The following is a 21,434-nucleotide window of genomic DNA, read 5'->3' on the forward strand; positions in this document are numbered from 1 at the left end:
GTTCGAGTTCGCGTGTCCCCGCCCGAGTCCGTGTAAAGGAAGTCGCGATGGTACCCACGGGCGCCTACGGCACCTGGCCTTCCCCGATCGACGCCGCGCTGGCCGCCCGCCACGACGGGCGGCCCGAGTACGTCGGCGTCGTCGGCGACGAGGTGTGGTGGACCGCGCCCCGCCCCACCGAGGGCGGCCGGCGGGCGCTCGTACGCCGGCGCGCCGACGGCACCGAGGAGTCCGTGCTAGCGGCCCCCTGGAACGTCCGCAGCCGGGTGATCGAGTACGGCGGACTGCCCTGGGCGGGCCTGGCGCGCGAGAACGACGGCCCGCTCGTCGTCTTCGTCCACTTCGCCGACCAGCGGCTGTACGCGTACGAGCCCGACGCCCCGGCCGGCGCCGGGCCCCGGCCGCTCACCCCCGTCTCCTCCGTCGGCGGCGGACTGCGCTGGGTCGACCCGGTGTTCCACCCCGGGCGCGGCGAAGTCTGGTGCGTCCTGGAGGAGTTCACCGGCCCCGCGCCCACCGACGTGCGCCGCGTCCTCGTCGCCGTGCCCCTCGACGGATCGGCCGCCGAGGACCGGGGCGCGATCCGTGAACTCTCCGACGGACGGCACCGGTTCGTCACAGGACCCCGGCTCTCCCCGGACGGCCGGCAGGCGGCCTGGATCGGCTGGGACCACCCGCGCATGCCCTGGGACGGCACGGAGGTCCTCCTCGCCGACATCACCCCCGACGGCACCTTCGGCCCGGCACGGACCGTGGCCGGCGGACCAGAGGAGTCCGTGCCGCAGGTCGGCTGGTCGGCCGGCGGCCGGCTCCTGTACGTCAGCGACCGCAGCGGCTGGTGGAACCTCTACCGCACGGATACCGAGGACGGCGGCGAACCGGTCGCCCTGTGCCCGCGCCCCGAGGAGTTCGGCGGACCGCTCTGGAAGATCGGCCTGAGCTGGTTCCAGCCCCTGGAGAACGGCCTCGTCGCCGTCATCCACGGCAAGGGCGCCACCGCCCTCGGAATACTCGACCCCGAGAGCGGCGAACTCGTCGACGCCGCGGGACCGTGGACCGAGTGGGCCGCCACCCTCGCCGTGCTCGGCGACCGGGTCGTCGGCGTCGCCGCCAGCCCGCGCAGCGCGTACGAGGTCGTCGAGCTGGACACCCGCACCGGCCGGGCCCGGGTGCTCGGCTCCGCCCACGAGGACCCGGTCGACCCGTCGTACTACCCCGAGCCCCAGATCCGTACCTTCACCGGGCCCGACAACCGCGAGATCCACGCCCACGTCTACCCGCCCCACAGCCCCGACCGGACCCCGTCCGGGCACGAGCTGCCGCCCTATGTCGTGTGGGCGCACGGCGGGCCGACCGGGCACGCCCCGCTCGTCCTCGACCTGGAGATCGCCTACTTCACCTCCCGCGGCATCGGCGTCGCCGAGGTCAACTACGGCGGCTCCACCGGCTACGGACGCGAGTACCGCGAGCGGCTGCGCGAGCAGTGGGGCGTGGTCGACGTCGAGGACTGCGCCGCCGTCGCCGAGGCGCTCGCCGCCGAGGGCACCGCCGACCCGGCCCGGCTCGCCGTCCGGGGCGGCAGCGCGGGCGGCTGGACCACGGCCGCCTCCCTCGTCACCTCCGAGGTCTACGCCTGCGGCACGATCATCTACCCCATCCTCGACCTCCTCGGCTGGGCCACCGACGAGACCCACGACTTCGAGTCCCGGTACCTGGAGTCGCTCGTCGGGCCGCTCGCCGAGGTGCCGGCCCGCTACCAGGAACGCTCGCCGCTCGACCACGTCGAGCGGATCTCCGCACCCTTCCTGCTGCTCCAGGGCCTCGACGACGTGATCTGCCCGCCCGCGCAGGCCGAGCGGTTCCTCGCGCGGATGGCGGGACGGGGCGTCCCGCACGCGTACATCGCCTTCGAGGGCGAGGGACACGGCTTCCGCAGGGCCGAGACGATGATCCGCGCCCTGGAGGCCGAACTCTCCCTGTACGCACAGACCTTCGGGGTCGTGCGTTCCGACGTCCCGCCGCTGGAGCTGAGGAAATGACCGTGACCCCGCCGACCCGGCCCGCGCGGCTGAGCCCCGGCGCCCGCGTCGCCGTCGTCGCTCCCAGCGGCCCGATCCCGGAGGAGCGGCTAGCGGCGGGCCTCGACATCCTGCGCGGCTGGGATCTGGAACCCGTCGTCGCACCCCATGTCCTCGACGTCCATGGCGAGTTGGGCTATCTCGCGGGCGGCGACGAGGACCGGGCCCGGGACCTCCAGGAGGCCTGGTGCGACCCCGGCGTGTCCGCCGTGCTCTGCGCGCGGGGCGGGTACGGATCGCAGCGGATGGTGGACCTGATCGACTGGTCGGCGATCCGGGCCGCCGGGCCCAAGGTGTTCGTCGGCTACAGCGACGTCACCGCCCTGCACGAGGCGTTCGCCGTCCGCGCCGGACTCGCGACCCTGCACGGCCCGATGGTCGCGGCGGCCACCTTCCTCAAGGACCCGCGCACCCAGGAGTCCCTGCGCGCCACGCTGTTCGAGCCCGAGTCGGTACGGACCCTCGGCCTCGCCACCGCACGCCCGCTGGCCCCCGGCCGGGCGCACGGCGTCACCCTCGGCGGCTGCGTGAGCCTCCTCGCCGCCGACCTCGGCACCCCGCACGCCCGCCCCTCGGCCCGCGGCGGGCTGCTGCTCCTGGAGGACGTGGGGGAGGAGCCGTACCGGCTCGACCGCATCCTCACCCAACTCCTGCGCTCCGGCTGGCTGGACGGTGTCGCGGGCATCGCCCTGGGCTCCTGGGCGGAGTGCGGTCCCTACGAGGACGTCCGCGCGGTCCTCGCCGACCGGCTCGGCGGGCTCGGCGTCCCGGTGGTGGAGGAGCTGGGCTTCGGGCACAGCGAGACGGCGCTCACCTTCCCGCTGGGCGTCCCCGGAGTCCTGGACGCGGAGGCGGCGACGCTGACCCTGGACGTACCGGCGCTCGCCTGAGGTACGCGCCCCGAGGCGCCCCTTCGCCCCGACCTTCACTGAATCTCCGTCAACAACCGCTGTCGGGCGCGTTGACGAGATCTGACACGTGTCACACCATGGGCCCGGTTCGGTACTTACCAGTCGGTATCCTCAGCGTGGAGGCCCCGTGTCCGTGTCCCGTGCGCTACCGCTCTCCCGAAAGCTCCTCGCTCTGGCCGCGAGTTCGGCGCTCGCCGCGCCGCTCGCCCTGGCCGGCCCCGCGAGCGGCGCCGAGCCCGGCGCGTACACCGTCACCCCGCTGACGTTCACCGTCGAGGCGGGCGGGCGCACCTGCGCCGTCGACGCCGACCTGTACCGGCCTGCCGGGGTGGACGCGGCGCACCCGGCGCCCGCCGTGCTCGCCACCAACGGCTTCGGCGGGAGCAAGGCGGACGGGTCCACGGACGCCATCGGGAAGGCCTTCGCCGCGCGCGGCTACGTCGGACTCGTCTACTCCGGGCTCGGCTTCGGCAAGTCCGGCTGCCTGATCTCCCTCGACGACCCCCGCATCGACGGGCAGGCCGCCGCCCGGCTCCTCGACTTCCTCGGCGGCACCCGGGCGGCCGACGACGGCGCCCGCGCGGACTTCGTCACCCAGGACGGCGCGGGCGACCCGCGCGTCGGCATGATCGGCGGCTCCTACGGCGGCGCCATTCAGCTCGCCACCGCCTCCGTCGACCCCCGGCTCGACGCGCTCGTCCCGCTCATCACCTGGAACGACCTCGCGTACTCCCTCGCCCCGAACGCCGCAGACCGGGCCACCCCCGGCGTCTTCAAATGGCAGTGGGCCAACGGCTTCTACCTGATGGGGGAGGGGCAGCCGCTGCTCGTCCCGTCCCTCGATCCGTCCCGGATCAACAGCCTGCGCTGTCTGCACTTCGTCACCGACGCCTGCGACACGGTCCGGCTGCTCAACTCCGGCCGCTACCCCGCCGCCGAGACGAAGAAGATGCTCGACTTCGCCCGGAGCGTCTCCCCGGTCTCGTACCTCGACCGGGTCAAGGCACCGACCCTGGTCGTCCAGGGCCAGGCCGACAGCCTCTTCACCCTCAACGAGGCCCAGGACACCTACGAGCGGCTCCAGGCGCGCGGCGTCGAGACCAAGATGATCTGGCAGTCCTGGGGCCACAGCGGCGGCCAGGCACCCGGCGAACTCGACCTCGGGCAGGGCAATCTGGAGAGCAGCTACGTCGGCGGGCGCGTCCTCGCCTGGTTCGACCGGTACCTGCGCCGCGAGGCGAGCACGGACACGGGCGCCGAGTTCGCGTACTACCGCTCCTGGCAGAGCGGCTACGGCACCGCGGCCGGCGTCCCCGCCCTCAGCCAGAAGCTCTACCTCTCCGGGGACGGCAAGCTCGTCGACAACCGCGCCAAGGTCGCCCGTGGGTCCCGCACGTACTCCAACTGGCTGGTCCCCACGAGCCACTCCGAGTCCTCGCTCGCCGGCCTGATCGGGCTGCCCGACCCGCAGCCGTACGACATCGCGGGCACCCACCTCGCCTGGACCAGCGCCCCGCTGACCGCCCCCGTCGACCTCGTCGGCGCCCCGAAGGCGACGCTCCGGGTCGTCTCCCCGAAGGCCGAGCGGGTCCAGGACTCCGGCGACGCCGCCGACAGGCTGGTGCTCTTCGCCAAGGTCTACGACGTGGCACCGGACGGGAAGAAGACCCTGGTCAACCGACTCGTGGCGCCCGTGCGCGTGCCCGACGTGACCCGGCCGTTCACGGTCGAGCTGCCGGGGATCGCCCACCGCTACGAGGTGGGCCACCGGCTGGAGTTCGTGATCGCGGCGAGTGACGACGCGTACGTCGGGAACCGGGGGCTGAAGCCGGTGATCGTCACCGCCGCGCCGGAGGACACCGGCACGCTGGAGCTGCCACTTGTCAAGGGCCGGGTGGGTTAGCGGCCAGAAGGGTGGATTCACGGGACCTTCGGCCGGTCTTTACCTGTTCTTTTCCCACTCCGCGGGCAGCGGGCCGCAGACTGTGCCTCCGCCTACGCACCGTGAGACGCCGGTGCGGGTGGCATCTCCCCGCCTCGTAGAAGGACCGAAGGCCCCGTGCCACTTCCCCTTGTGCTGTCCGGCCGCACCGTACGGCTGGAACCCCTCGCACCACAGCACGCCGTCGCGATCGCCGCGGCCGGCACCGAGGACCGTACGACGTACGCGTTCACGCCCGTCCCCCACAGCCTGGACGCGGCGGAGATCTATATCGAACGGGCCCTGGCCGATCAGGCCGCGGGCCGGGCGCTTCCCTTCGCCGTCGTCAGTACCGCCGACGGGCGGGTGGTGGGCTCGACCCGCTTCCTGGAGCTCGACTACTGGCAGGGACCGCTGGTCTGGCCCGCGGTCCCCGGGGTGCCCCACGGCGACCCGCTCACCGCGGTCCCCGACGCGGCCGAGATCGGCAACACCTGGCTCTCACCGGGAGCCCAGGGCACCGGCATCAACACCGAGGCCAAGCTGCTGATGCTGCGCCACGCCTTCGAGGCGTGGGGCGTCCGCCGCGTCTCGATGCGCGCGGACGCGCGCAACCTGCGCTCCCGGGCCGCCATCGAACGCCTGGGGGCCACCTGCGAGGGTGTGCGCCGGGCCCACTCGCGCGGCCTGGACGGGGCCGTACGGAGCACCGCCTTCTACTCGGTCCTGGACGAGGAGTGGCCGATGGTCCGCGGCATTCTCGAAGCCCGCACGGCGCACCACGCCCCGCGCGCCTCCGACGCGCAGACCGCCACGGACCCTCGGGGTCCGCTCGTCTGCGCGTAGCCGCCGCGCGAAGCCGCAGGGCAGCCCCCCGCTGGGATCCGCGGGCTGCCCTGACGTGCTCTCAGGCCTCGGTCCGCCGCTCCAGGCGGCTTCCGCGCGGCCGGGCGAGGGACATGATGTCGCTGGGGCCGTTCAGCGTGATCCGGTGCCATCGGCCGCGCGGCACGACCGCCGCGGTCCCGGCCGCCAGCTCGATCCCCTCCTCGGCCCCACCGGGCGACTCGGGGCGGAAGGAGAGCCGTATCCCACCGGTCAGACAGGCCACCACCTCGTCCGCCTCCGTGTGGATCTCCCAGTGGTCGGCGTGCACGTCGGCGTCGTCCTCCACGTGGAACGTCATCACCTGCCAGCCGTCCCGCTCGGGGTCGAACACGGGAGGCACGGCGTGCACCTCACCGCCGGGGTCGATGCGGAGGAACGAGGAGAAGAGGTCGATCGGGGTGACGCTCATGTCGTGAGGCCTTTCCTCGGTGGTGGTCGGGTGGTGGTCGTTCACCCGGTGGGCCCGGTCAGCGCGCGGCGCAGGGCCGCGCCGAGTTCGGCGAGCTGCCGCTGGGAGACGTCGGCCGACAGGATCGCCTGCGAACCGTGGAAGGTGCCGGGCCACTGGTGCAGTTCGACCGGCACGCCCGCCTGGAGCAGGCGCAGCGCGTAGGCGATGTCCTCGTCGCGGAGCGGGTCGAACTCCGCGGTGGAGAGGTACGCGGGAGGGAGCCCGGACAGGTCGGTCGCCCGGGCCGGCGCCGCGTAGGGGGTGGCCTGCCCGGAGCCCAGGTAGTGCCGCCACGCCATCGCTACGGTGGCGCGGTCCTGCGCGGGTGTGTCGGTGAAGGTGCGCTGCGACCAGGTCTCCTGCCGGTCGTCCAGGGCCGGCTGATTGAGCAGCTGGAAGCGGATCGGGGGACCCTGCTCGTCCCGCGCCCGCAACGCCACCGCCGCCGCGAGCCCGCCGCCGGCGCTGTGCCCGCCGACCGCGATCCGGTCCGGGTCGACGCCGAGTTCGGCCGCGTGCTCGGCCGTCCAGGACAGCACGGCGTACACGTCGTCCAGGGCGGCGGGGAACCGGTGCTCGGGGGACCGGCGGTAGTTCACCGAGATCACGACCGCGCCGGAGCCGGCCGCGAGCCGGGCGCCCCAGTGGCGCTCGGTGTCCAGGTCGCCGACGACCCAGCCGCCGCCGCTCAGCCAGAGGACGGCGCCCTGGGCGTCCTTCGGCCGGTAGATCCGTACCGGCACGTCGGGATCGGCGGGCACCGTACGGTCCTCGACGTCCAGGCCCGTGGTGTCGGGCGCCGGTATCGAGGCGGCGAGCGCGGCGACCCTGGCCCGGGCGGCCACCGGTTCGGTCAGGTCCAGTCGGGGGAGCAGGGGGACGAAGGGTTCGAGTTCGGGATCCATGCGGCTCATCCTCACGGCCCCCGACCGCGCGGTCACCCCGTCGCCCGTCGCGTCTCCCGCCCCGATCGCGCACCGATCGGCGCGCCCCTCCGCGCCCCTCGCGCGCTTTACTCTTGCGCCATGGAGGCACTCGCCGTACGGCTGTCGGGACTGGATGCGTACGCCGAAGGCGCGATCCGCGTCGTCGCGTTCTACGACACGCTCATGCGCCGCCGGGTGGACCTTCCGGCGCTCGCGCGGGCCTCTGCGGGCCTTGCCGAGTGCGTGGCCGGGATCCGGCTCCACGGCACGGGACGGGCGCTGCGCGTCGCGCCCGACGGCAGCCCGCCGGCCGACCCGCCGACGCCTGTGCCCGGGGCCGGGTCCGCAGTCGGGTCCGCGCCCGTGCCGATCACCCTGGACGAGGAGGAGATCGGCGAGGTGTGGCTGGAGCGGCCCGGACCTCCGCTGCTCCTCGACGCGGTGGTCCTGGAGCGGCTCGCCCTCGCCGCCGCGACGGTCGTCGAGCGGTACGGACCGGCCCGGACCACCATGGCCGATCCCGCCCTCGTCGAACTGGTCATCAGCTCCGGCGGCGACGAGGCCGCCACGGCACGGGCGTTACGGCTCCTGGGGTTCGCCCCCGACGTGCCGGTGGAGGTCGTCGCCGTACGGTCGCGGCTGCCCCTCCACCGGATCGGCGCCCTGGTCTGCCCGGGCCGCCCGGTGAAGGCGGCCACGGTCGGCGACGTGGGCGTCCTCCTGACCACGGGCGTGGACGAGGACCGGTTCCCTGCGGACGCCCGCGCGGGCATCGGCGCCGCCGACGGCCCGGAACGGTCCTGGCGGCAGGCCCGTACCGCGCTCCGGTTCACCACCCCGCACCGGCCGGTCGTCCACCACGCCCGGCTCGGGGCGCTCGCGCTCCTGGCGCAGGTGCCGCCGGGCGTGGCACGGGAGGACCCGGACGTGGCGGCGATCGCCGCCCTGGCCGGCAACGCGGGCGACCTCGCGACCCTGGACGCCTACTGCGCCACCGGCTCCCAGCGCCGGGCCGCCCAGCTCCTCCACCTGCACCACAGCAGCGTCGCCCGCCGCCTGGAGCAGATCGGGAAGGCCCTGGGCATCGACCTCGCCGAACCCGCGGGCCTTGTCCGGGCCTCCGTCGCGCTCACCACGTGGCGGCTGCTCGCCGACCGCGAGAGCTGACCGGCCCGGACCGGGGTCCTACGCCTACGCGGACGTGAGCGCCGCGTATCCCGGGCGGACGATCTCGTCGATCAGCCGCTGCCGCTCCGGGAGCGGGAGGAAGGCGGCGTCGAGGGCCGCGATCGTGAACTCCTCGAAGACCTCCGGGCCGTAGCCGAAGGCGTCCACCATGTGCTGGAACTCCTCGCTCATGGTGGTGCCGGAGACCAGCCGGTTGTCCGTGTTCAGCGTGATCCGGAAGCCGAGGCGGCGCAGCTCGTCGATCGGGTGCGAGGCGTAGTCCTTGGCGGCGCCCGTCTGGAGGTTGGAGGTCGGGCAGACCTCCAGGGCGATCCGGTTGTCGCGGACGTACGCGGCGAGCCGGCCGAGCGTGCCGTCCTCGGCGATGTCGTCCGTGATCCGCACGCCGTGACCGATCCGCTCGGTGCCGCAGACCTGCACGGCCTCGTGGATCGACTCCGCGCCGACGGCCTCGCCCGCGTGGATCGTGAAGTGGCAGTTGTGCCGCTTCAGGTGCTGGAAGGCGGGCAGGTGACGGGCCGGCGGGTTGCCGATCTCGCCGCCGGCTATGTCGAAGCCGGCCACGCCCTGGTCCCGGTGCGCCACCGTGAGCTGGGCTATCTCCAGCGAACGGTCGGTGTGGCGCATGCCCGTGAGGAGGGTGCGGACGGTGATCCGGCCGCCCGAACGGCGCTCGCCCTCGCGGAAGCCGTCGTTGACCGCCTCGACGACCTCGTCCAGGGTCAGCCCGGCCGCCAGGTGCTGCTCGGGGGCGTAGCGGATCTCGGCGTAGACGACCCCGTCGGCCGCCAGGTCCTCGGCGCACTCGGCCGCGATCCGGTGCAGCGCCTCGCGGGTCTGCATGACCGCGCAGGTGTGGGCGAAGGTCTCCAGGTACCGCTCCAGCGAGCCGGAGTCGGCGGCATCCCGGAACCAGACCGCGAGCGCGGCCGGGTCCTCGGTGGGCAGTGCGGTGTAGCCGCACTCCCGGGCCAGTTCGACGATCGTGGCGGGGCGCAGGCCGCCGTCCAGGTGGTCGTGGAGGACGGCCTTCGGCGCGCGGCGGATCCACTCGGCGACGACGGCAGGGGCAGCGGCAGGGTTGTCAGACAAGTGCATGGCGCGGAAGTGTACGCCACGGCGGGGGCGGGGCGCTGTGACGGCCGTCGCCCGCTCAGTTGGACTGGAGGACCGGCAGCGCCGGCGCACCCGTGGGGAGCATGTGCTTGGCGGCCAGGACCGGGGTCTCCCCGACCCGTACCACCTGGGTGACGAGGACCGCCGGGGTGTCGGCGGGGCGGCCGAGCTGCTCGCCCCTGCGCTGCCCGAGCAGGGTCGCCGTCACGCTGCTGTGCGCGCCGAGCGACACCCCGCGCGAGGCCCCGGCGAGCACCGCCAGCATCGAGGTCCGCTCGGGCGCGGGCTCGGTGCGCAGCGCCTCGGCGAAGGCCGGGTGCGCCCGCTCCAGTACGTCGTCGGCCGCCGCCCACTCCTGGCTGAGCGCGGCCGCCGCACCCTCCCCGGCCAGCAGCGACTCCCAGAACCGCAGCTCCGCCCTGGCCGGGGCGAGCAGGTGCTGGGTGGTGAAGTCGGTCGGCTCCTCGACCGCCCGCAGCAGCGCCCGTACCCGCAGCGGCGCGCCCGCGCCGATCAGCTCCTCCAGGGGCTGGATGTGCTCGAAGCCCCGGCGGGGCGGGTGGTCGTTGACCGTCCGGCCGACCCCGCGCCGTACGGAGAGCAGGCCGTCCTCCTGGAGCAGCAGCAGGGCCTCGCGCAGGGCGGGGCGGCTGACGCCCAGTTCGCCGGCGAGCTTCGGCTCGGAGGGCAGGGTCGAGCCGGGGGGATAGGTGCCGTCGTGGATGGCGTCGGCGATGCGCTCGTAGAGCACCACGACCGGTCGCCGCTGCTGTCCGCTGACCGCCACTGCCCCTCCTCCATCGACTTGTCGGCAAGTGAACGGTATTCCGAATCACAGGTCAAAGGGTCTTGACGTGTGACGCGCGTAGAACTCACTCTGTTCGGGCGTTGCTTGTCAGACAAGCTCGGTTCATCGTTATGACATCCACGGCAAAGGGGCCCACATGTCAGCCACGTCCGACCTCAAGGGCCGAGGTCCCATGCTCCTGGCGATGGTGCTCGCCGTCCTCGGGTACCAGATCAACGCCACCATGCTCAGCCCCGCACTGCCGGATGTCATCGAGCGCCTCGGCACCACCACGGCCGCCGCCGGTCTCTCTCAGACCCTCTTCTTCCTGATGGCGGCCATCGGCCAGGTCACCCTCGCCCGCCTCAGCGACCAGCGCGGCCGCAAGCCGATGATGATCGTCTGCGCCTTCGTCCTGATCGCCGGCAACCTGCTCTGCGTCTTCGCGCCGAACATCGAGATCTTCATCGCCGGCCGCATCCTCCAGGGCATCTCGGCGGCGATGTTCACCCTCGCCTTCCTCACCCTGAACCAGCTGCTCACGCCGGCCGGCTTCGGCAAGGCCGCGGGCATCATCACCGCCGTGAACGGCGGCCTCGCCGGGATCGACGCCATCGCCGGCGGCCAGATCGCCGACACCATCGGCTTCCGCGGCATCTTCGTCTGCTCCACCCTGATCGCCGTCGCGGGCCTGATCGGCGTGCGGAAGTACGTCCCCGACGTCCCGCCCACCGCGACCGACGGCCGCTTCGACTCCCGGGGCATCGCCGCCCTCGCGCTCGGCCTCACCGGCATCCTCGTCGGCCTCGCCCAGGGCGCCGCCTGGGGCTGGACCTCCCCCCTCACCCTCGGCTTCCTGCTCGGCGGTCTCGCCTCGCTGGTCTTCTTCGTCGTCTCGCAGAAGAGCGCGGCCAACCCGGTCATCGACCTCGACGTCCTGGCCTCCCGCCGCGCCTGGCCGCTGCTGCTCACCACGGTCTGCACCCTGGGCGGCGCCTTCGGCGCCATCGCTCTGACCATCCCGCTCTTCTCGCAGGACGCCCGGGTGGGCCTCGGGCTCTCCGCCGTGACCGCGGCCGTCCTCTTCCTCACCCCGATCCAGCTGATCGGTGTGGTCTCCGCCCCGCTGACCGGGCGCCTCGGCCCGAGGATCGGCTGGCGGAAGATCGTCGTGACCGGCGCGATCGCCAACTTCGCGATCTTCCTCCTCGCCACCTTCTTCCTGCACGACGAGTGGATCCTGGTCGCCTCGCTCGCGGCGCTCGGCGTCACCTACGGCGGCTTCATGCTGACCGGCCTCAACGGCCTCGCCGTCACCACCGCCCCCAAGGACAAGCCCGGTTCGCTCTCCGGCCTCAACGGTGCCTGCTTCGGCATCGGGGCCTCCCTCGGCATCGCCCTGGCCTCCGCGATGATCACCGCGGGCAGCGACGCGGGCGGACCGACCGAGGCGGGCTACCAGCACGCGATGTACGCGGCCCTCGCCCTGCTCGGCATCGGCGTCGTCACCGCCCTGCTCATCCAGCGCCCCGACCCGGCTGAGGAGCCGGCCGACGAGCCGCAACTGGTCCTCGCCCACCACTGAGCCGGTCGGCCCACCGACCGGGCTCACCGACCAGGCACGACGGGCGGGGCCGCACCCTCACCCGTACGGCCCTCCCACCGCCCCCGTGCGGACCGGATCCCTCCATCCTGGTCCCACGGGGGCGGCCGCGTACGACGGAGGAGAGGTCCGGGCATGAGTCCCAAGGAGACATCGAGCGGCGCAGCGCCCCGCTCCACCGGACCCTTCACGCCCGGCCGGATCGCGATGGCGGCCGTCGCCGTCATCACCCTCGTCCTGATCTTCGAGAACACCCGCCAGGTCAGGATCCGGCTGCTCATTCCCGAGGTGACGATGCCCCTCTATCTGGCTCTCCTCGCCACGACCCTGCTCGGCGGGGCCTGTGGCTACTACGCGGCGACCCGGCGGCGCGCATGAGGAAGGCGGCGTTCCTCGGCGCCGGTGCCCTGCTCGCCCTCGCGGCCGTGGCGGTCACCTCGGCGGACGACGCGGTCGCGGCCGACGACGGCGTGCCGGTGCCCGCCCGGCCGATGCCGGCCTTCGTCGGCAAGGGCCTCTGGCGGGTCTTCACCGCCCTCGCCCCGCGCACCCGCCTCGACGTCCACGACGTGGGCGGCCGCGACCGGCGGGTGCTCTGGCCGCCGAACTGGTGGGTCTGCACGCAGTTCCCGGACGAGGGTGCGGCCCTCGACGGCCGCACGACGGTCGTGATCGGCGTGGTCAAGCGGGGCGAGACCTGCCCGCCCCGCGTCCGCTCGGCCCGCCGCTGACGTCCCCGCCCTGGCACCCTGGGACCATGTCCGACGATCTTGACCCGTACGTCACCGCCGGCCCGCGCGTCGGCCTGCGCGGCTACTCCCTCGACGACGCCGAGGAGTTCACCGCGCGGGCGCGCGAGAGCCGTGCCACCCACCGGCCCTGGCTCTTCCCGCCCGACCGGCCCGAGCACTACGTCGCGTACGCCAAGGCGCTGACCGAGGACCCCGCCAGGGCGGGGTTCCTGGTCTGCGAGCGCGCGGAGCGGGGCCGGATCGCCGGGTTCCTCAACATCAACAACATCGTCCGGGGCGCGTTCCTCAGCGGCGCCCTCGGCTACGGCGCCTTCACGCACGCGGCGGGGCGTGGGTTGATGGGCGAGGCGCTCGGCCTGCTCCTCCCGTATGCCTTCGGCCCCCTCGGGCTGCACCGCCTGGAGGCCAACATCCAGCCGGGCAACGCCGCTTCGCGCGCGCTCGTGCGCCGGGCCGGCTTCCGGCTCGAAGGGTTCTCGCCCGCCATGCTGCACATCGACGGCGCCTGGCGGGACCACGAGCGCTGGGCGATCACCGCGCCCTGGATCGTGCCCGGAATGTCCGGCCCAGCCCCGGCGCCCGCTCAGCGCTTGTAGTTGATCTTCATCGTGTCCATGTCGGTCACGGACGACCTCAGCGCCCCGTGGGCGTGCCCGAGCTCCGCGAGCGCCGTCTCCACCCGGTCCTCGGCGAGGACGCCGGCCATCTCCTCGCCGTCCGCCGCGTCCGAGACGACGACAAGCCGGTACGAGAAGTGCTTCAGCGTCCTGTCGTAACTGAGCGAGCCCTCCTCGGCGAACCGCATCGACTCGATCCCGTGCGCGTCCACCTCGGCGAGGAGGCGGGCCCGGCTCTCCTCCGACAGACCCTCGAACGCGCTGCGCACGATCACCCGGTAGGTGTGCTGGGTGCTCATCTCTCTCCGTACTCCCGTCACCGTTGAAGATCCAGAGTACGGCGGAGAGGATGGGGCGCATGCGGAATATCGTGGCCCTCGACGCCCCCTCCAACCTCGGCCTGCGACCGCCGGTTCCCGGTACCGTGCCCGGCTGCCACAAGCTCGCCGGGGTCCTCCGCGAGAACCGGATCGTGGCCCGGCTCGGTGCCCTCGAAGGCGGGGTCGTCACCCCGCCCCGCTACGACCTCGGCGACTGGCAGGAGGGCGACGGCGTCTTCAACGCGGCCGCCCTCGCGACGTACACCCGCACCCTCGCCGACCGGATCGAACACCACGTACGGGCCGGGGACTTCCCTCTAGTCCTCGGCGGCGACTGCTCGATCCAGCTCGGCGCCTCCCTCGCCCTGCGCCGCATCGGCCGCTACGGACTCGCCGCCGTGGACGCCTCTCCCGACTTCCGCCACCCCGGCAACTCCGACCGCGTCGGCGCCGCGGGTGGCGAGGAACTGGCCCTCGCCACCGGTCGGGGCCAGCGGGACCTCACCGACCTGGAGGGCCGCGGCCCCTACCTCCGCGAGGAGGACGTCCGGCTCTTCGGCATCCGCGACGCCTACCACGACGACCCCGAACTCGTGGAGCTGCGCGCCCTGAAGGTCCCCGTCGTCACCGTCGCCGACCTGCGCGCCTGGGGACCTGCCGAGCTCGCCGCCGCCACGGTCACCGCCTTCGGGACCCCCGCGCTCGACGGCTTCTGGGTGCACCTGGACGCCGACGTCCTCGACCCCTCCGTGATGCCGGCCGTCGACAGCCCCGACCCCGACGGGCTGCTGCCCGAGGAACTCGTCCCCCTGCTGCGGACCTTGGTCCGCTCCGAGCGCTGCGTCGGCCTCAACGTCACGATCTACGACCCCGATCTCGACCCGGACGGCACGGCCGGAGCGCTCCTCACGGACCTCGTCGTCGCCGCCTTTGCCGAAGACTGACGGACAGACCCCCTGGTCGGACGCGCGCCCGCCGTGTTCGATGGCGCCATGACGACCGTACGACGTGCCGTACTGACCCTGCCCGCGGCCCCGTTGGGCCCGGACAACCCGCTGCCCGCGCTGCGGATCCTCGACGGGACCCCGGCGGTCGACCCACGGGCCGTCGAGGGCGAGCTGCCGCGAGACATGGCCCGGCAGCTCGGGTACGCGCCCCTGCGCACCGTGCTGCCCGCGCCGGTCCGCGACGGCTACGGACGGGAGCGCGTGCCCACCGACCTCGACGCGCTCGTCATCGAGAACGACCGGGTGCGCGCGACCGTGCTGCCCGGCCTCGGCGGGCGCGTCCACTCCCTGCTCCACAAGCCCACAGGCCGTGAACTCGTCCACCGCAACCCGGTGTTCCAGCCGGCCGCCTTCGCGCTCAACGGCGCCTGGTTCGCCGGCGGCATCGAGTGGAACATCGGCGCCACCGGCCACACCACCCTCTCCTGCTCACCGCTGCACGCCGCGATCGTCCCGGCGCCCGGCGGCGGGCAGATGCTGCGCCTGTGGGAGTGGGAGCGGCTGCGCGACCTGCCCTTCCAGGTCGACCTGTGGCTGCCCGAGGGCAGCGACTTCCTCCACGTCGCCGTACGGATCCGCAACCCGCACGAGTGGACCGTCCCCGTCTACTGGTGGTCCAACACCGCCGTCCCCGAGGACCGCAGGATCCTCGCCCCGGCGGAGTCCGCCTGGCTCCCCCACAGCCTGAACGGCGTGGGAGGTACCCCCATCGGCTACGCGCGCGGCCTGCGCCGAGTCCCCGTACCGGTCGCCCCGGACGGCGCGGGCCGGTCCGAGGACCGTACATACCCACTGCGCAGCACCCTTCCCGCCGACTACTTCTACGACGTCCCGGACGCGGGCAGGCGCTGGATCGCCGCCCTCGACGAGACCGGCGGGGGACTCGTGCAGACGTCGACGGACCTGCTGCGGGGGCGGAAGCTCTTCCTCTGGGGCACCGCGCCCGGCGGCCGGCGCTGGCAGGAGTGGCTCACCGCCCCCGGCGCCCCCGGGTACGCCGAGATCCAGGCCGGACTGGCCCGGACCCAGCTGGAGCATCTGAAGCTGGAGGGCGGCGCGGAGTTCAGCTGGCTGGAGACGTACGGACCGCTGGCGGCCGATGCCGGGACCGTGCACGGCGAGGACTGGGCGGCGGCCCGCGCGGACGTGGAGCGGGCCCTGGAGTCGGCCCTGCCGCGCGCCGCCGTCGACGCCGCGTACGCGACCTGGCGGGCCTCGGCCGCCGACGCCGAACCGGTCACCGTCCTCGCGGCGGGCTCCGGCTGGGGCGCCCTCGAAGTCCTGGCCCGTGGGCACGAGCTGCCCGGGACGCCGTTCCCCGCGTCGACGCTGGGGGAGGAGCAGAAGCCGTGGCTGGAGCTGCTCCGTACGGGCGTCCTGCCGCTGCTGCCCGAGGGCGCCCCGCCCGGCCCGTCCCTGGTGGCGGACCACTGGCGGGACATGCTGGAGACCGCGCCGGCCGAGCCGCTGACCGAGTACCACCTCGGGATCGCGCAGTGGCACGCGGGCGACCTCGCGCAGGCGGAACGGAGCTGGGAGCGGGGACTCCAGAAGGAAGGCGGTGTCCGCTGGCCGCTGCTGTACTGCCTGGCCGTCGCCGACAAGGAGGGCGGGCACCCGGCCAGGGCCGCCGATCGGTTCGCCGAGGCCTTCGATGCCCTGGACGGCGACGACCTCCTGGTGACGGGCGCGCTCGGCCGGGAGGCGGTCACCGCGCTCCTGGCGGCCGGGTGCGTCCCGCAGGCCCGCGCGCTCCTGGACCGGCTGCCGGAGGAGGCACGCGCGCGTGGGGCGTTCCGCCTCCTGGAGGCCCGGCTGCTCCTCGCCGAGGGGCGGAGGGCCGAGGCCCGGGCCGTCTTCGACGTGGGCTTCGAGGTCGCCGACCTGCGCGAGGGCGCGGAGACCCTCGGCGACCTGTGGTCGGCCCTGACCGACGAACCGCTGCCGGACGCGTACGAGTTCAGGATGCGGCCCTAGGCGCCAGAACGAGCGAAGGCTGAACACTTGCGGTCGGGTTGATGACTTCCGTTGATGAATGACCGGAAACCGAACACCGGCGTGGCTAGCTTTCGCTCTATGACACACATACGCACAGCGGCCGGGCTCTCCCTCGCGCTGCTGTTCCTCGTGCTGGGCATCGGCGCCCAGCCCGCGTTCGCGCATGTCTCGCGCGAGCACGCGGAGCTTGTGGTCGCCCCCGGTGACGGCGTCACCAGCGGCCGGCTCATCGTCCACCACGACATCGTGACGCCCGAGCGGGCCGGGGCCTGGGCCTCCGGCCTGCTCGCCGCGGGCTGCCCGGCCACCGGCTCGGGCGTCCCCGGTGACAACGGCGGCGCGCCGGGCGGCGTGGTCGTCGAGCTCGCCTGGAGCTGCCGGATCGACGCCCTCGACCTCGGCCCGCTCATCGAGAAGGCAGGCCTGACCCAGGTCGTCGTCGAGTTCGACGGCGCGACCGCCGACGCCACCGCGGCCACGCCGCTCGTCGACTCCGACGGCGTGCACGCCCTCCCGTCGTTCCCCTGGCGCACGGTGCTCACCGTCACCCTGGGCGCGGTGGCCGCCGCCGCGCTGCTGATGGCGGCCCGCCGGCTGCGCGCCTCCACGCGGCGCGTCCAGGCCGCTGCCGCGGGCGCCCTCGCGCTCTCCTTCCTCGCGCCCCAGGCCGCGTTCGCCGACGACACCGCCGAACCCGCCACGGTCACGGTCGAGGGCTCGGTCTTCAAGGACGCCAACGGCAACGGCGAGCGGGACCGGGGCGAGCGCCCCATGCCCGGCGTCGACGTCACCGACGGCGCCGCGTGGACCACCACCGGCGCCGACGGCTCGTACCGGCTCCAGGTCGACCCGGCGCGGCGCGAGACCGATCTCGTCAGCATCGTCTCGCCCGACGGCTACACGCCCGCCCTGCGCGAGGACTGGATCCCGCGGTTCTTCCAGAAGGTCCCCGAGACCGGCGCCACCGGCGTCGACTTCGCCCTCGTCCCCGACCGCAACGCCTCTAACCCCACCGAGAAGTGGGTCATGAACTCCGACCCGGAGGTCGGCAACCGCACCGACGACGAGGCCCGCCGCATCCTGCCCCAGTGGACCGGACAGGTGCAGGCGATGTCCGAGGTCGACGGCGCAACCATGCAGATCGCCACCGGCGACCTCACCGTCACCGACTACGCGGCCGAACCGCGCCGCCAGGGCGGCTACGACCTGTTCAGCAAGGGCCTCCAGGAGGGCCGGCTCGGCCATCCCTTCTACCCGGTCATGGGCAACCACGACTTCGGCGGCACGGCGGCCTCCCAGGGCTACGCCGGCAGCATGGAGTACTACCGCCGCAACCTCGGCCCCGAGTGGTACAGCTTCGACCGCAACGGCCGCCACATCGTCGTCCTGGAGGACAACTACGACGCCGGCGGCCTGAAGGCGCAGCTGGAGTGGCTGCGCCAGGACCTTGCCCGGCACGCGGTCGGCAAGCAGGTCTTCGTCTTCGCCCACCGCTCGCTCTTCACCCAGTGGGGCCCGGGCGCGGGCATGCAGCCCACCATCGACGAACTCGCCAAGTACGACGTACGGATGGTCGCGGCCGGCCACAACCAGCAGGCCGAGTTCCGCCGCGGCGCGTTCCAGCGCTCCGTCGAGATCAACAACCAGGGCACGTACGGCATCGACGGTGCCCGGCCCGATTACAAGGTCCTCGACTTCAGCTCCATCACCGACGACCCGCGCACCCACCGGAACGAGGACACCGGTCATGTGACCGGTATCCACCGCCAGTTCGACATCGACGACGACGCGGCGCTCGTCAGCCCCGCCGACGGCAGCGTCCACGGCCGCAGGGCCGGCGTGCCCGTCGAGGTGTACGCGGAGGACGACGGCCGCACCCCCGCGAAGGCGGTCCTCACCGTCCGCGACAGCCGGGGGCGCGTCGTCGAGCGGGAGGACGTGCGGTTCGGGAAGGGCGCGTCGCGTCCGGGCATCGAGAACTGCTACACCCCGCCCGGCGGCAAGGCCGAGGCCTGCCCCGTACCGCGCGGAGCCTGGACCCGCGCGAGCGGCACCGTGGACGGGCTGCGGCCCGGTACGTACACCGCCGAATCGGCCGCGTACGACACCCGGGGCAAGAAGTTCCCGGTCGTACGGAACACCTTCCGTGTCGTGGACGACTCCGCGCTCGGCAAGCCCCGGGCAGGCCAGGACTGGCTGCGGCAGGGCGGCACCGAGGAGGGCCGTTCCGCGAGCGGCGACGACCCGGGCGCCCAGCTCGACCTGAAGTGGGCCCGGCACACCGGCGAGCAGTTCAACCTCAACGGCTCGGCCGTCGCGGACGGCAGGCTCATCGTCTCCTCGCGCGCCTTCGACTCGCCGTACAGCATGATGCTCGCCTACGACATCGCCAGTGGGCGTGAGGTGTGGCGTACGTACCTCGACGGTGACGCCGAGTCGGCGCCGACGCTCCACGGCGGAAAGGTCTATCTGACCACAGGTGTCGGCCGGATCTACGCCCTCGACGCGGCCACCGGGAAGATCGCCTGGCAGTCGATCGACCGCGAGGAGAACCACGGCGACACCGTGCGCCGCTACGGCCGCGCGGGTGGCCCGGTCAGCGTCTTCTCCCTCATGGGCGGTACGGCGCGGGAAGTCGCCGTCTACCAGGACGCGTACACCGTCCGCTGCCGCGACGCCGAGACCGGCGGCATGCTGCCCGGCGGCTTCGGAGCGTCCTTCTCCTGGGGCCAGGCGCACAGCACGGCCGTGCGCGTGCCCGGCACCGACACCGCCTACCTGCACTCCATGTCGAGCAACACCGTGATCGCCATGGACCTCGCGACCTGCACCCAGCTGTGGGTGAAGGACACGGCGGGCGACATCGACAGCCACTCGTCCCCCGCGCTCACCGACCCGGCGACGGGCACACCGCAGCTGGTGACCCACACCGCGTACGGCACCCGGGGCCACGACCCGGCCACCGGCGCCGTGGTCTGGGAGTCCAAGCTCGGCGGCGGCAGCACCTGCGAGCCGGGGCGCGCCCCGCTCACCAGCCCCGCCGTGTGGGGCACGACCGCGTACGTCGCGGGCCGCGACGGTGTCGTCCGCGCCTACGACACCACCTCCGCCACCCCTTCCCCAAGCTCTCAACTTCGTTCGAGCAGGGGATACCCCATTCAGCCGGTCTGGGAGACCAAGGTCGGTTACCTGCCGGGCGAGAGCCCGCTGGACGACAAGTGGCGCACGGCGGCGGGCTGTTCCGCCGGGGACGGCTCCCCGACGATGCACCCGCTGGTGACGGCGGACCAGGTGTACGTCGGGACCTGGGACGGGCGGCTGCTCGTCCTGGACCGGGCCACCGGCCGGCAGACCGCCTCGTACAACCTCGGCGCGGGAGTGGCCTCGGCCCTCTCCGTCAGCGGTGACTGGCTCTTCGCCCTCACGGACGACGGCACGGTCCACGCGCTGGCCGGGCGCCGGAAGTAAGGGGGAGCACCACCGTGCGAGCTCTGCGCACCGGGGTGCTGCTCCTGCTGACCGCCGTCTCCGCGCTGCTCTTCGGCAGCGCGGGGACGGCGCAGGCGCACCCCTTCGGAACCCCGCCCGTCGTGAAGATCGTGGCGTCCGGCACCGCCGTCGAAGCCACCTGGTCGGCCCAGCCGGACGACGTCGCCGTCCTGAAGGACCGGTCCGGCGGCGACCCGGCCGGCTATCTGCGCCGGCACCTCGTCGTACGCCAGGACGGCCGCGCCTGCCCGGTCGACCGGGCCGAGGGCATGACGGTCCACTTCGCCTGCCCGCGCGCGGCGGACCGCATCGAACTGACGGTCACGGCGCTGACGGACGTGGACGCCGCCTACCGGGCGCTCTCGGTGACCGACTCCGGCGCGGGCGGGCTGCACACGGCCGACGAGCCCACGCGGAGCCTGGCGCTGACGGGGACGGCCGCCGGGTCGGGCCCTTCCGGGTCGGGCGGGTCGGGCGCGTCGGGCCTGTCGGCCTGGAGTTGGACCACCGACCTGACGTCGCTGCTCGACCACGACGCCGCGCTCCCGCTCGCGCTCCTCGTGTCGGCGGCCGTCGGCGCGCTGCACGCGTGCGCGCCGGGACACGGCAAGTCACTGGCGGCCGGGTACCTCGTGGCAGGCCGGGGCAGAGCGCGGGACGCGGTCTGGCTCGGCGGGATCGTGGCCGTCATGCACACCCTCTCGGTGGCGGTTCTCGCGGTGGGCTGGTGGCTGGCGGCGAACAGCACGCCGGACATCGCGGCGCTTACGGGGTGGCTGCAACTGCTCGCCGCGCTGGTGGTGGTCGGGGTGGGGGTGAGTCTGCTGCGGCGCCATCTGCGGGGTCACGGAGGTCATGGCCATCCCCACCATGACCACGATGGAGAGGGGCACACGCACGATCACAGCCACGGCCAGGAGCACGGCCACGGGCACAGCCACAGCCACGGGCACGAGCACGGCCACGGGCACAGCCACCACATCCCCGACGCCCCCTCCCTCCTCACCTGGCGCGGGCTGCTGCTGCTCGGCACCTCGGGCGGGCTGCTGCCCTCGCCCTCGGCGTTCCTGGTGCTGCTGACCGGTCTCCTGACCGGCAAGGTCGGCACCGCCCTCGTGCTGGTCGGCGCCTTCGGCCTGGGCATGGCGCTCACGCTGACCGGCGTCGGCCTTGTCGTGTTGCGCGGCCGGGACGCGCTCCTCGCCCGCGTCTCCGGCTCGGCGGCGCTGCGCCGGTGGAGCCTGCGGGTTCCCGTGGTCGCGGCGTCGGCCGTGGTGGCCGGTGGGACGGTCGCCTCGGCCGTCGCTGCGGGGCATCTCCTCGCGTCCTAGGCGCCTCGGACACCCCTTCTCCTGTCAACCGTGGTTGACAGGAGAAGGGGT

18 protein-coding genes are annotated in these 21,434 nt (G+C 73.7%); 13 read left to right on the forward strand and 5 right to left on the reverse strand.

Going from position 1 to position 21,434, the window contains the following annotated elements; translation table 11 throughout:
- Positions 1-47 precede the first annotated feature (47 nt).
- The 4 genes from AB0F56_RS00285 to AB0F56_RS00300 all read left to right on the forward strand — a co-directional run bounded on the left by AB0F56_RS00285 (position 48) and on the right by AB0F56_RS00300 (position 5,756).
- On the forward strand, positions 48-2,039 hold the full coding sequence (locus AB0F56_RS00285) for a prolyl oligopeptidase family serine peptidase (protein ID WP_362002411.1): 1,992 nt from the start codon (positions 48-50) through the stop codon (positions 2,037-2,039).
- On the forward strand, positions 2,036-2,968 hold the full coding sequence (locus AB0F56_RS00290; protein WP_362002413.1) for an LD-carboxypeptidase: 933 nt from the start codon (positions 2,036-2,038) through the stop codon (positions 2,966-2,968). Before AB0F56_RS00285 ends, AB0F56_RS00290 begins: the two co-directional genes overlap by 4 nt.
- A 154-nt stretch (positions 2,969-3,122) precedes the next feature.
- Positions 3,123-4,892, forward strand: a complete 1,770-nt coding sequence (locus AB0F56_RS00295) for a CocE/NonD family hydrolase (protein ID WP_362003183.1) — start codon at positions 3,123-3,125, stop codon at positions 4,890-4,892.
- Between the two features lie 156 nt (positions 4,893-5,048).
- Positions 5,049-5,756: a GNAT family protein gene (locus AB0F56_RS00300; RefSeq protein WP_362002414.1), complete on the forward strand. Its 708-nt coding sequence runs from the start codon at positions 5,049-5,051 to the stop codon at positions 5,754-5,756.
- 61 nt (positions 5,757-5,817) lie between these two features.
- Here AB0F56_RS00300 and AB0F56_RS00305 read toward each other — a convergent pair whose 3' ends face one another.
- Both AB0F56_RS00305 and AB0F56_RS00310 read right to left on the reverse strand, forming a co-directional pair.
- Complete coding sequence (locus tag AB0F56_RS00305) at positions 5,818-6,207, reverse strand: cupin (RefSeq protein WP_362002416.1); 390 nt, start codon at positions 6,205-6,207, stop codon at positions 5,818-5,820.
- A 41-nt stretch (positions 6,208-6,248) separates the two neighbouring features.
- Positions 6,249-7,154: an alpha/beta hydrolase gene (locus AB0F56_RS00310; RefSeq protein WP_362002418.1), complete on the reverse strand. Its 906-nt coding sequence runs from the start codon at positions 7,152-7,154 to the stop codon at positions 6,249-6,251.
- Positions 7,155-7,274: 120 nt separating this feature from the next.
- Here AB0F56_RS00310 and AB0F56_RS00315 point away from each other — a divergent pair, with 120 nt between their 5' ends.
- Entirely contained in the window at positions 7,275-8,342 is a 1,068-nt protein-coding gene (locus AB0F56_RS00315; protein ID WP_362002420.1) for a helix-turn-helix domain-containing protein, read from the forward strand.
- Positions 8,343-8,366: 24 nt separating this feature from the next.
- Here the strand turns inward: AB0F56_RS00315 and AB0F56_RS00320 are convergent, their stop codons facing one another.
- Together AB0F56_RS00320 and AB0F56_RS00325 are read right to left on the reverse strand one after the other, a co-directional pair.
- Positions 8,367-9,461, reverse strand: a complete 1,095-nt coding sequence (locus AB0F56_RS00320) for an adenosine deaminase (RefSeq protein WP_362002422.1) — start codon at positions 9,459-9,461, stop codon at positions 8,367-8,369.
- Positions 9,462-9,516: 55 nt separating this feature from the next.
- Positions 9,517-10,266: a GntR family transcriptional regulator gene (locus AB0F56_RS00325; protein ID WP_362002424.1), complete on the reverse strand. Its 750-nt coding sequence runs from the start codon at positions 10,264-10,266 to the stop codon at positions 9,517-9,519.
- A gap of 157 nt (positions 10,267-10,423) precedes the next feature.
- Here AB0F56_RS00325 and AB0F56_RS00330 point away from each other — a divergent pair, with 157 nt between their 5' ends.
- The 4 genes from AB0F56_RS00330 (at position 10,424) to AB0F56_RS00345 (ending at position 13,217) form a co-directional block, all read left to right on the forward strand.
- Positions 10,424-11,851, forward strand: coding sequence for an MFS transporter (locus AB0F56_RS00330; protein ID WP_362002426.1), 1,428 nt, complete (start codon positions 10,424-10,426; stop codon positions 11,849-11,851).
- Between the two features lie 153 nt (positions 11,852-12,004).
- Positions 12,005-12,247 carry a DUF1049 domain-containing protein gene (locus tag AB0F56_RS00335; protein WP_362002427.1) on the forward strand — a complete coding sequence of 81 codons (243 nt, stop codon included), beginning with the start codon at positions 12,005-12,007 and terminating at the stop codon, positions 12,245-12,247.
- Positions 12,244-12,600 carry a hypothetical protein gene (locus tag AB0F56_RS00340; protein WP_362002429.1) on the forward strand — a complete coding sequence of 119 codons (357 nt, stop codon included), beginning with the start codon at positions 12,244-12,246 and terminating at the stop codon, positions 12,598-12,600. Before AB0F56_RS00335 ends, AB0F56_RS00340 begins: the two co-directional genes overlap by 4 nt.
- Positions 12,601-12,626: 26 nt before the next feature.
- A complete protein-coding gene (locus tag AB0F56_RS00345) occupies positions 12,627-13,217 on the forward strand; it encodes a GNAT family protein (protein WP_362002430.1) in 591 nt (196 codons plus the stop codon).
- Here the strand turns inward: AB0F56_RS00345 and AB0F56_RS00350 are convergent.
- Entirely contained in the window at positions 13,205-13,537 is a 333-nt protein-coding gene (locus AB0F56_RS00350; RefSeq protein WP_362002432.1) for a DUF6204 family protein, read from the reverse strand. The genes AB0F56_RS00345 and AB0F56_RS00350 overlap by 13 nt on opposite strands.
- A 59-nt stretch (positions 13,538-13,596) precedes the next feature.
- On the opposite strand from AB0F56_RS00350, the gene AB0F56_RS00355 reads away from it, so the two are divergent.
- The 4 genes from AB0F56_RS00355 to AB0F56_RS00370 all read left to right on the forward strand — a co-directional run bounded on the left by AB0F56_RS00355 (position 13,597) and on the right by AB0F56_RS00370 (position 21,383).
- Positions 13,597-14,502 (forward strand): arginase family protein, encoded by a 906-nt coding sequence (locus AB0F56_RS00355; RefSeq protein WP_362002434.1) that lies wholly within the window; start codon positions 13,597-13,599, stop codon positions 14,500-14,502.
- Between the two features lie 48 nt (positions 14,503-14,550).
- Positions 14,551-16,542: a DUF5107 domain-containing protein gene (locus AB0F56_RS00360; RefSeq protein WP_362002435.1), complete on the forward strand. Its 1,992-nt coding sequence runs from the start codon at positions 14,551-14,553 to the stop codon at positions 16,540-16,542.
- Between the two features lie 99 nt (positions 16,543-16,641).
- On the forward strand, positions 16,642-20,031 hold the full coding sequence (locus AB0F56_RS00365; protein WP_362002436.1) for a PQQ-binding-like beta-propeller repeat protein: 3,390 nt from the start codon (positions 16,642-16,644) through the stop codon (positions 20,029-20,031).
- A gap of 14 nt (positions 20,032-20,045) precedes the next feature.
- Positions 20,046-21,383, forward strand: a complete 1,338-nt coding sequence (locus tag AB0F56_RS00370) for a hypothetical protein (protein WP_362002437.1) — start codon at positions 20,046-20,048, stop codon at positions 21,381-21,383.
- Positions 21,384-21,434: the final 51 nt, after the last annotated feature.

This window comes from Streptomyces sp. NPDC026092, from assembly GCF_040638605.1.
In the GTDB taxonomy this organism is placed as follows: Bacteria; Actinomycetota; Actinomycetes; order Streptomycetales; family Streptomycetaceae; genus Streptomyces.

Coding starts and splice junctions, on each gene's coding strand:
- AB0F56_RS00335 (WP_362002427.1), top strand. CDS start 12,005: ATGAGTCCCAAGGAGACATCGAGCGGCGCAGCGCCCCGCTCCACCGGA.
- AB0F56_RS00340 (WP_362002429.1), top strand. CDS start 12,244: ATGAGGAAGGCGGCGTTCCTCGGCGCCGGTGCCCTGCTCGCCCTCGCG.
- AB0F56_RS00320 (WP_362002422.1), bottom strand. CDS start 9,461: ATGCACTTGTCTGACAACCCTGCCGCTGCCCCTGCCGTCGTCGCCGAG.
- AB0F56_RS00285 (WP_362002411.1), top strand. CDS start 48: ATGGTACCCACGGGCGCCTACGGCACCTGGCCTTCCCCGATCGACGCC.
- AB0F56_RS00360 (WP_362002435.1), top strand. CDS start 14,551: ATGACGACCGTACGACGTGCCGTACTGACCCTGCCCGCGGCCCCGTTG.
- AB0F56_RS00330 (WP_362002426.1), top strand. CDS start 10,424: ATGTCAGCCACGTCCGACCTCAAGGGCCGAGGTCCCATGCTCCTGGCG.
- AB0F56_RS00315 (WP_362002420.1), top strand. CDS start 7,275: ATGGAGGCACTCGCCGTACGGCTGTCGGGACTGGATGCGTACGCCGAA.
- AB0F56_RS00345 (WP_362002430.1), top strand. CDS start 12,627: ATGTCCGACGATCTTGACCCGTACGTCACCGCCGGCCCGCGCGTCGGC.
- AB0F56_RS00350 (WP_362002432.1), bottom strand. CDS start 13,537: ATGAGCACCCAGCACACCTACCGGGTGATCGTGCGCAGCGCGTTCGAG.
- AB0F56_RS00365 (WP_362002436.1), top strand. CDS start 16,642: ATGACACACATACGCACAGCGGCCGGGCTCTCCCTCGCGCTGCTGTTC.
- AB0F56_RS00310 (WP_362002418.1), bottom strand. CDS start 7,154: ATGGATCCCGAACTCGAACCCTTCGTCCCCCTGCTCCCCCGACTGGAC.
- AB0F56_RS00290 (WP_362002413.1), top strand. CDS start 2,036: ATGACCGTGACCCCGCCGACCCGGCCCGCGCGGCTGAGCCCCGGCGCC.
- AB0F56_RS00305 (WP_362002416.1), bottom strand. CDS start 6,207: ATGAGCGTCACCCCGATCGACCTCTTCTCCTCGTTCCTCCGCATCGAC.
- AB0F56_RS00355 (WP_362002434.1), top strand. CDS start 13,597: ATGCGGAATATCGTGGCCCTCGACGCCCCCTCCAACCTCGGCCTGCGA.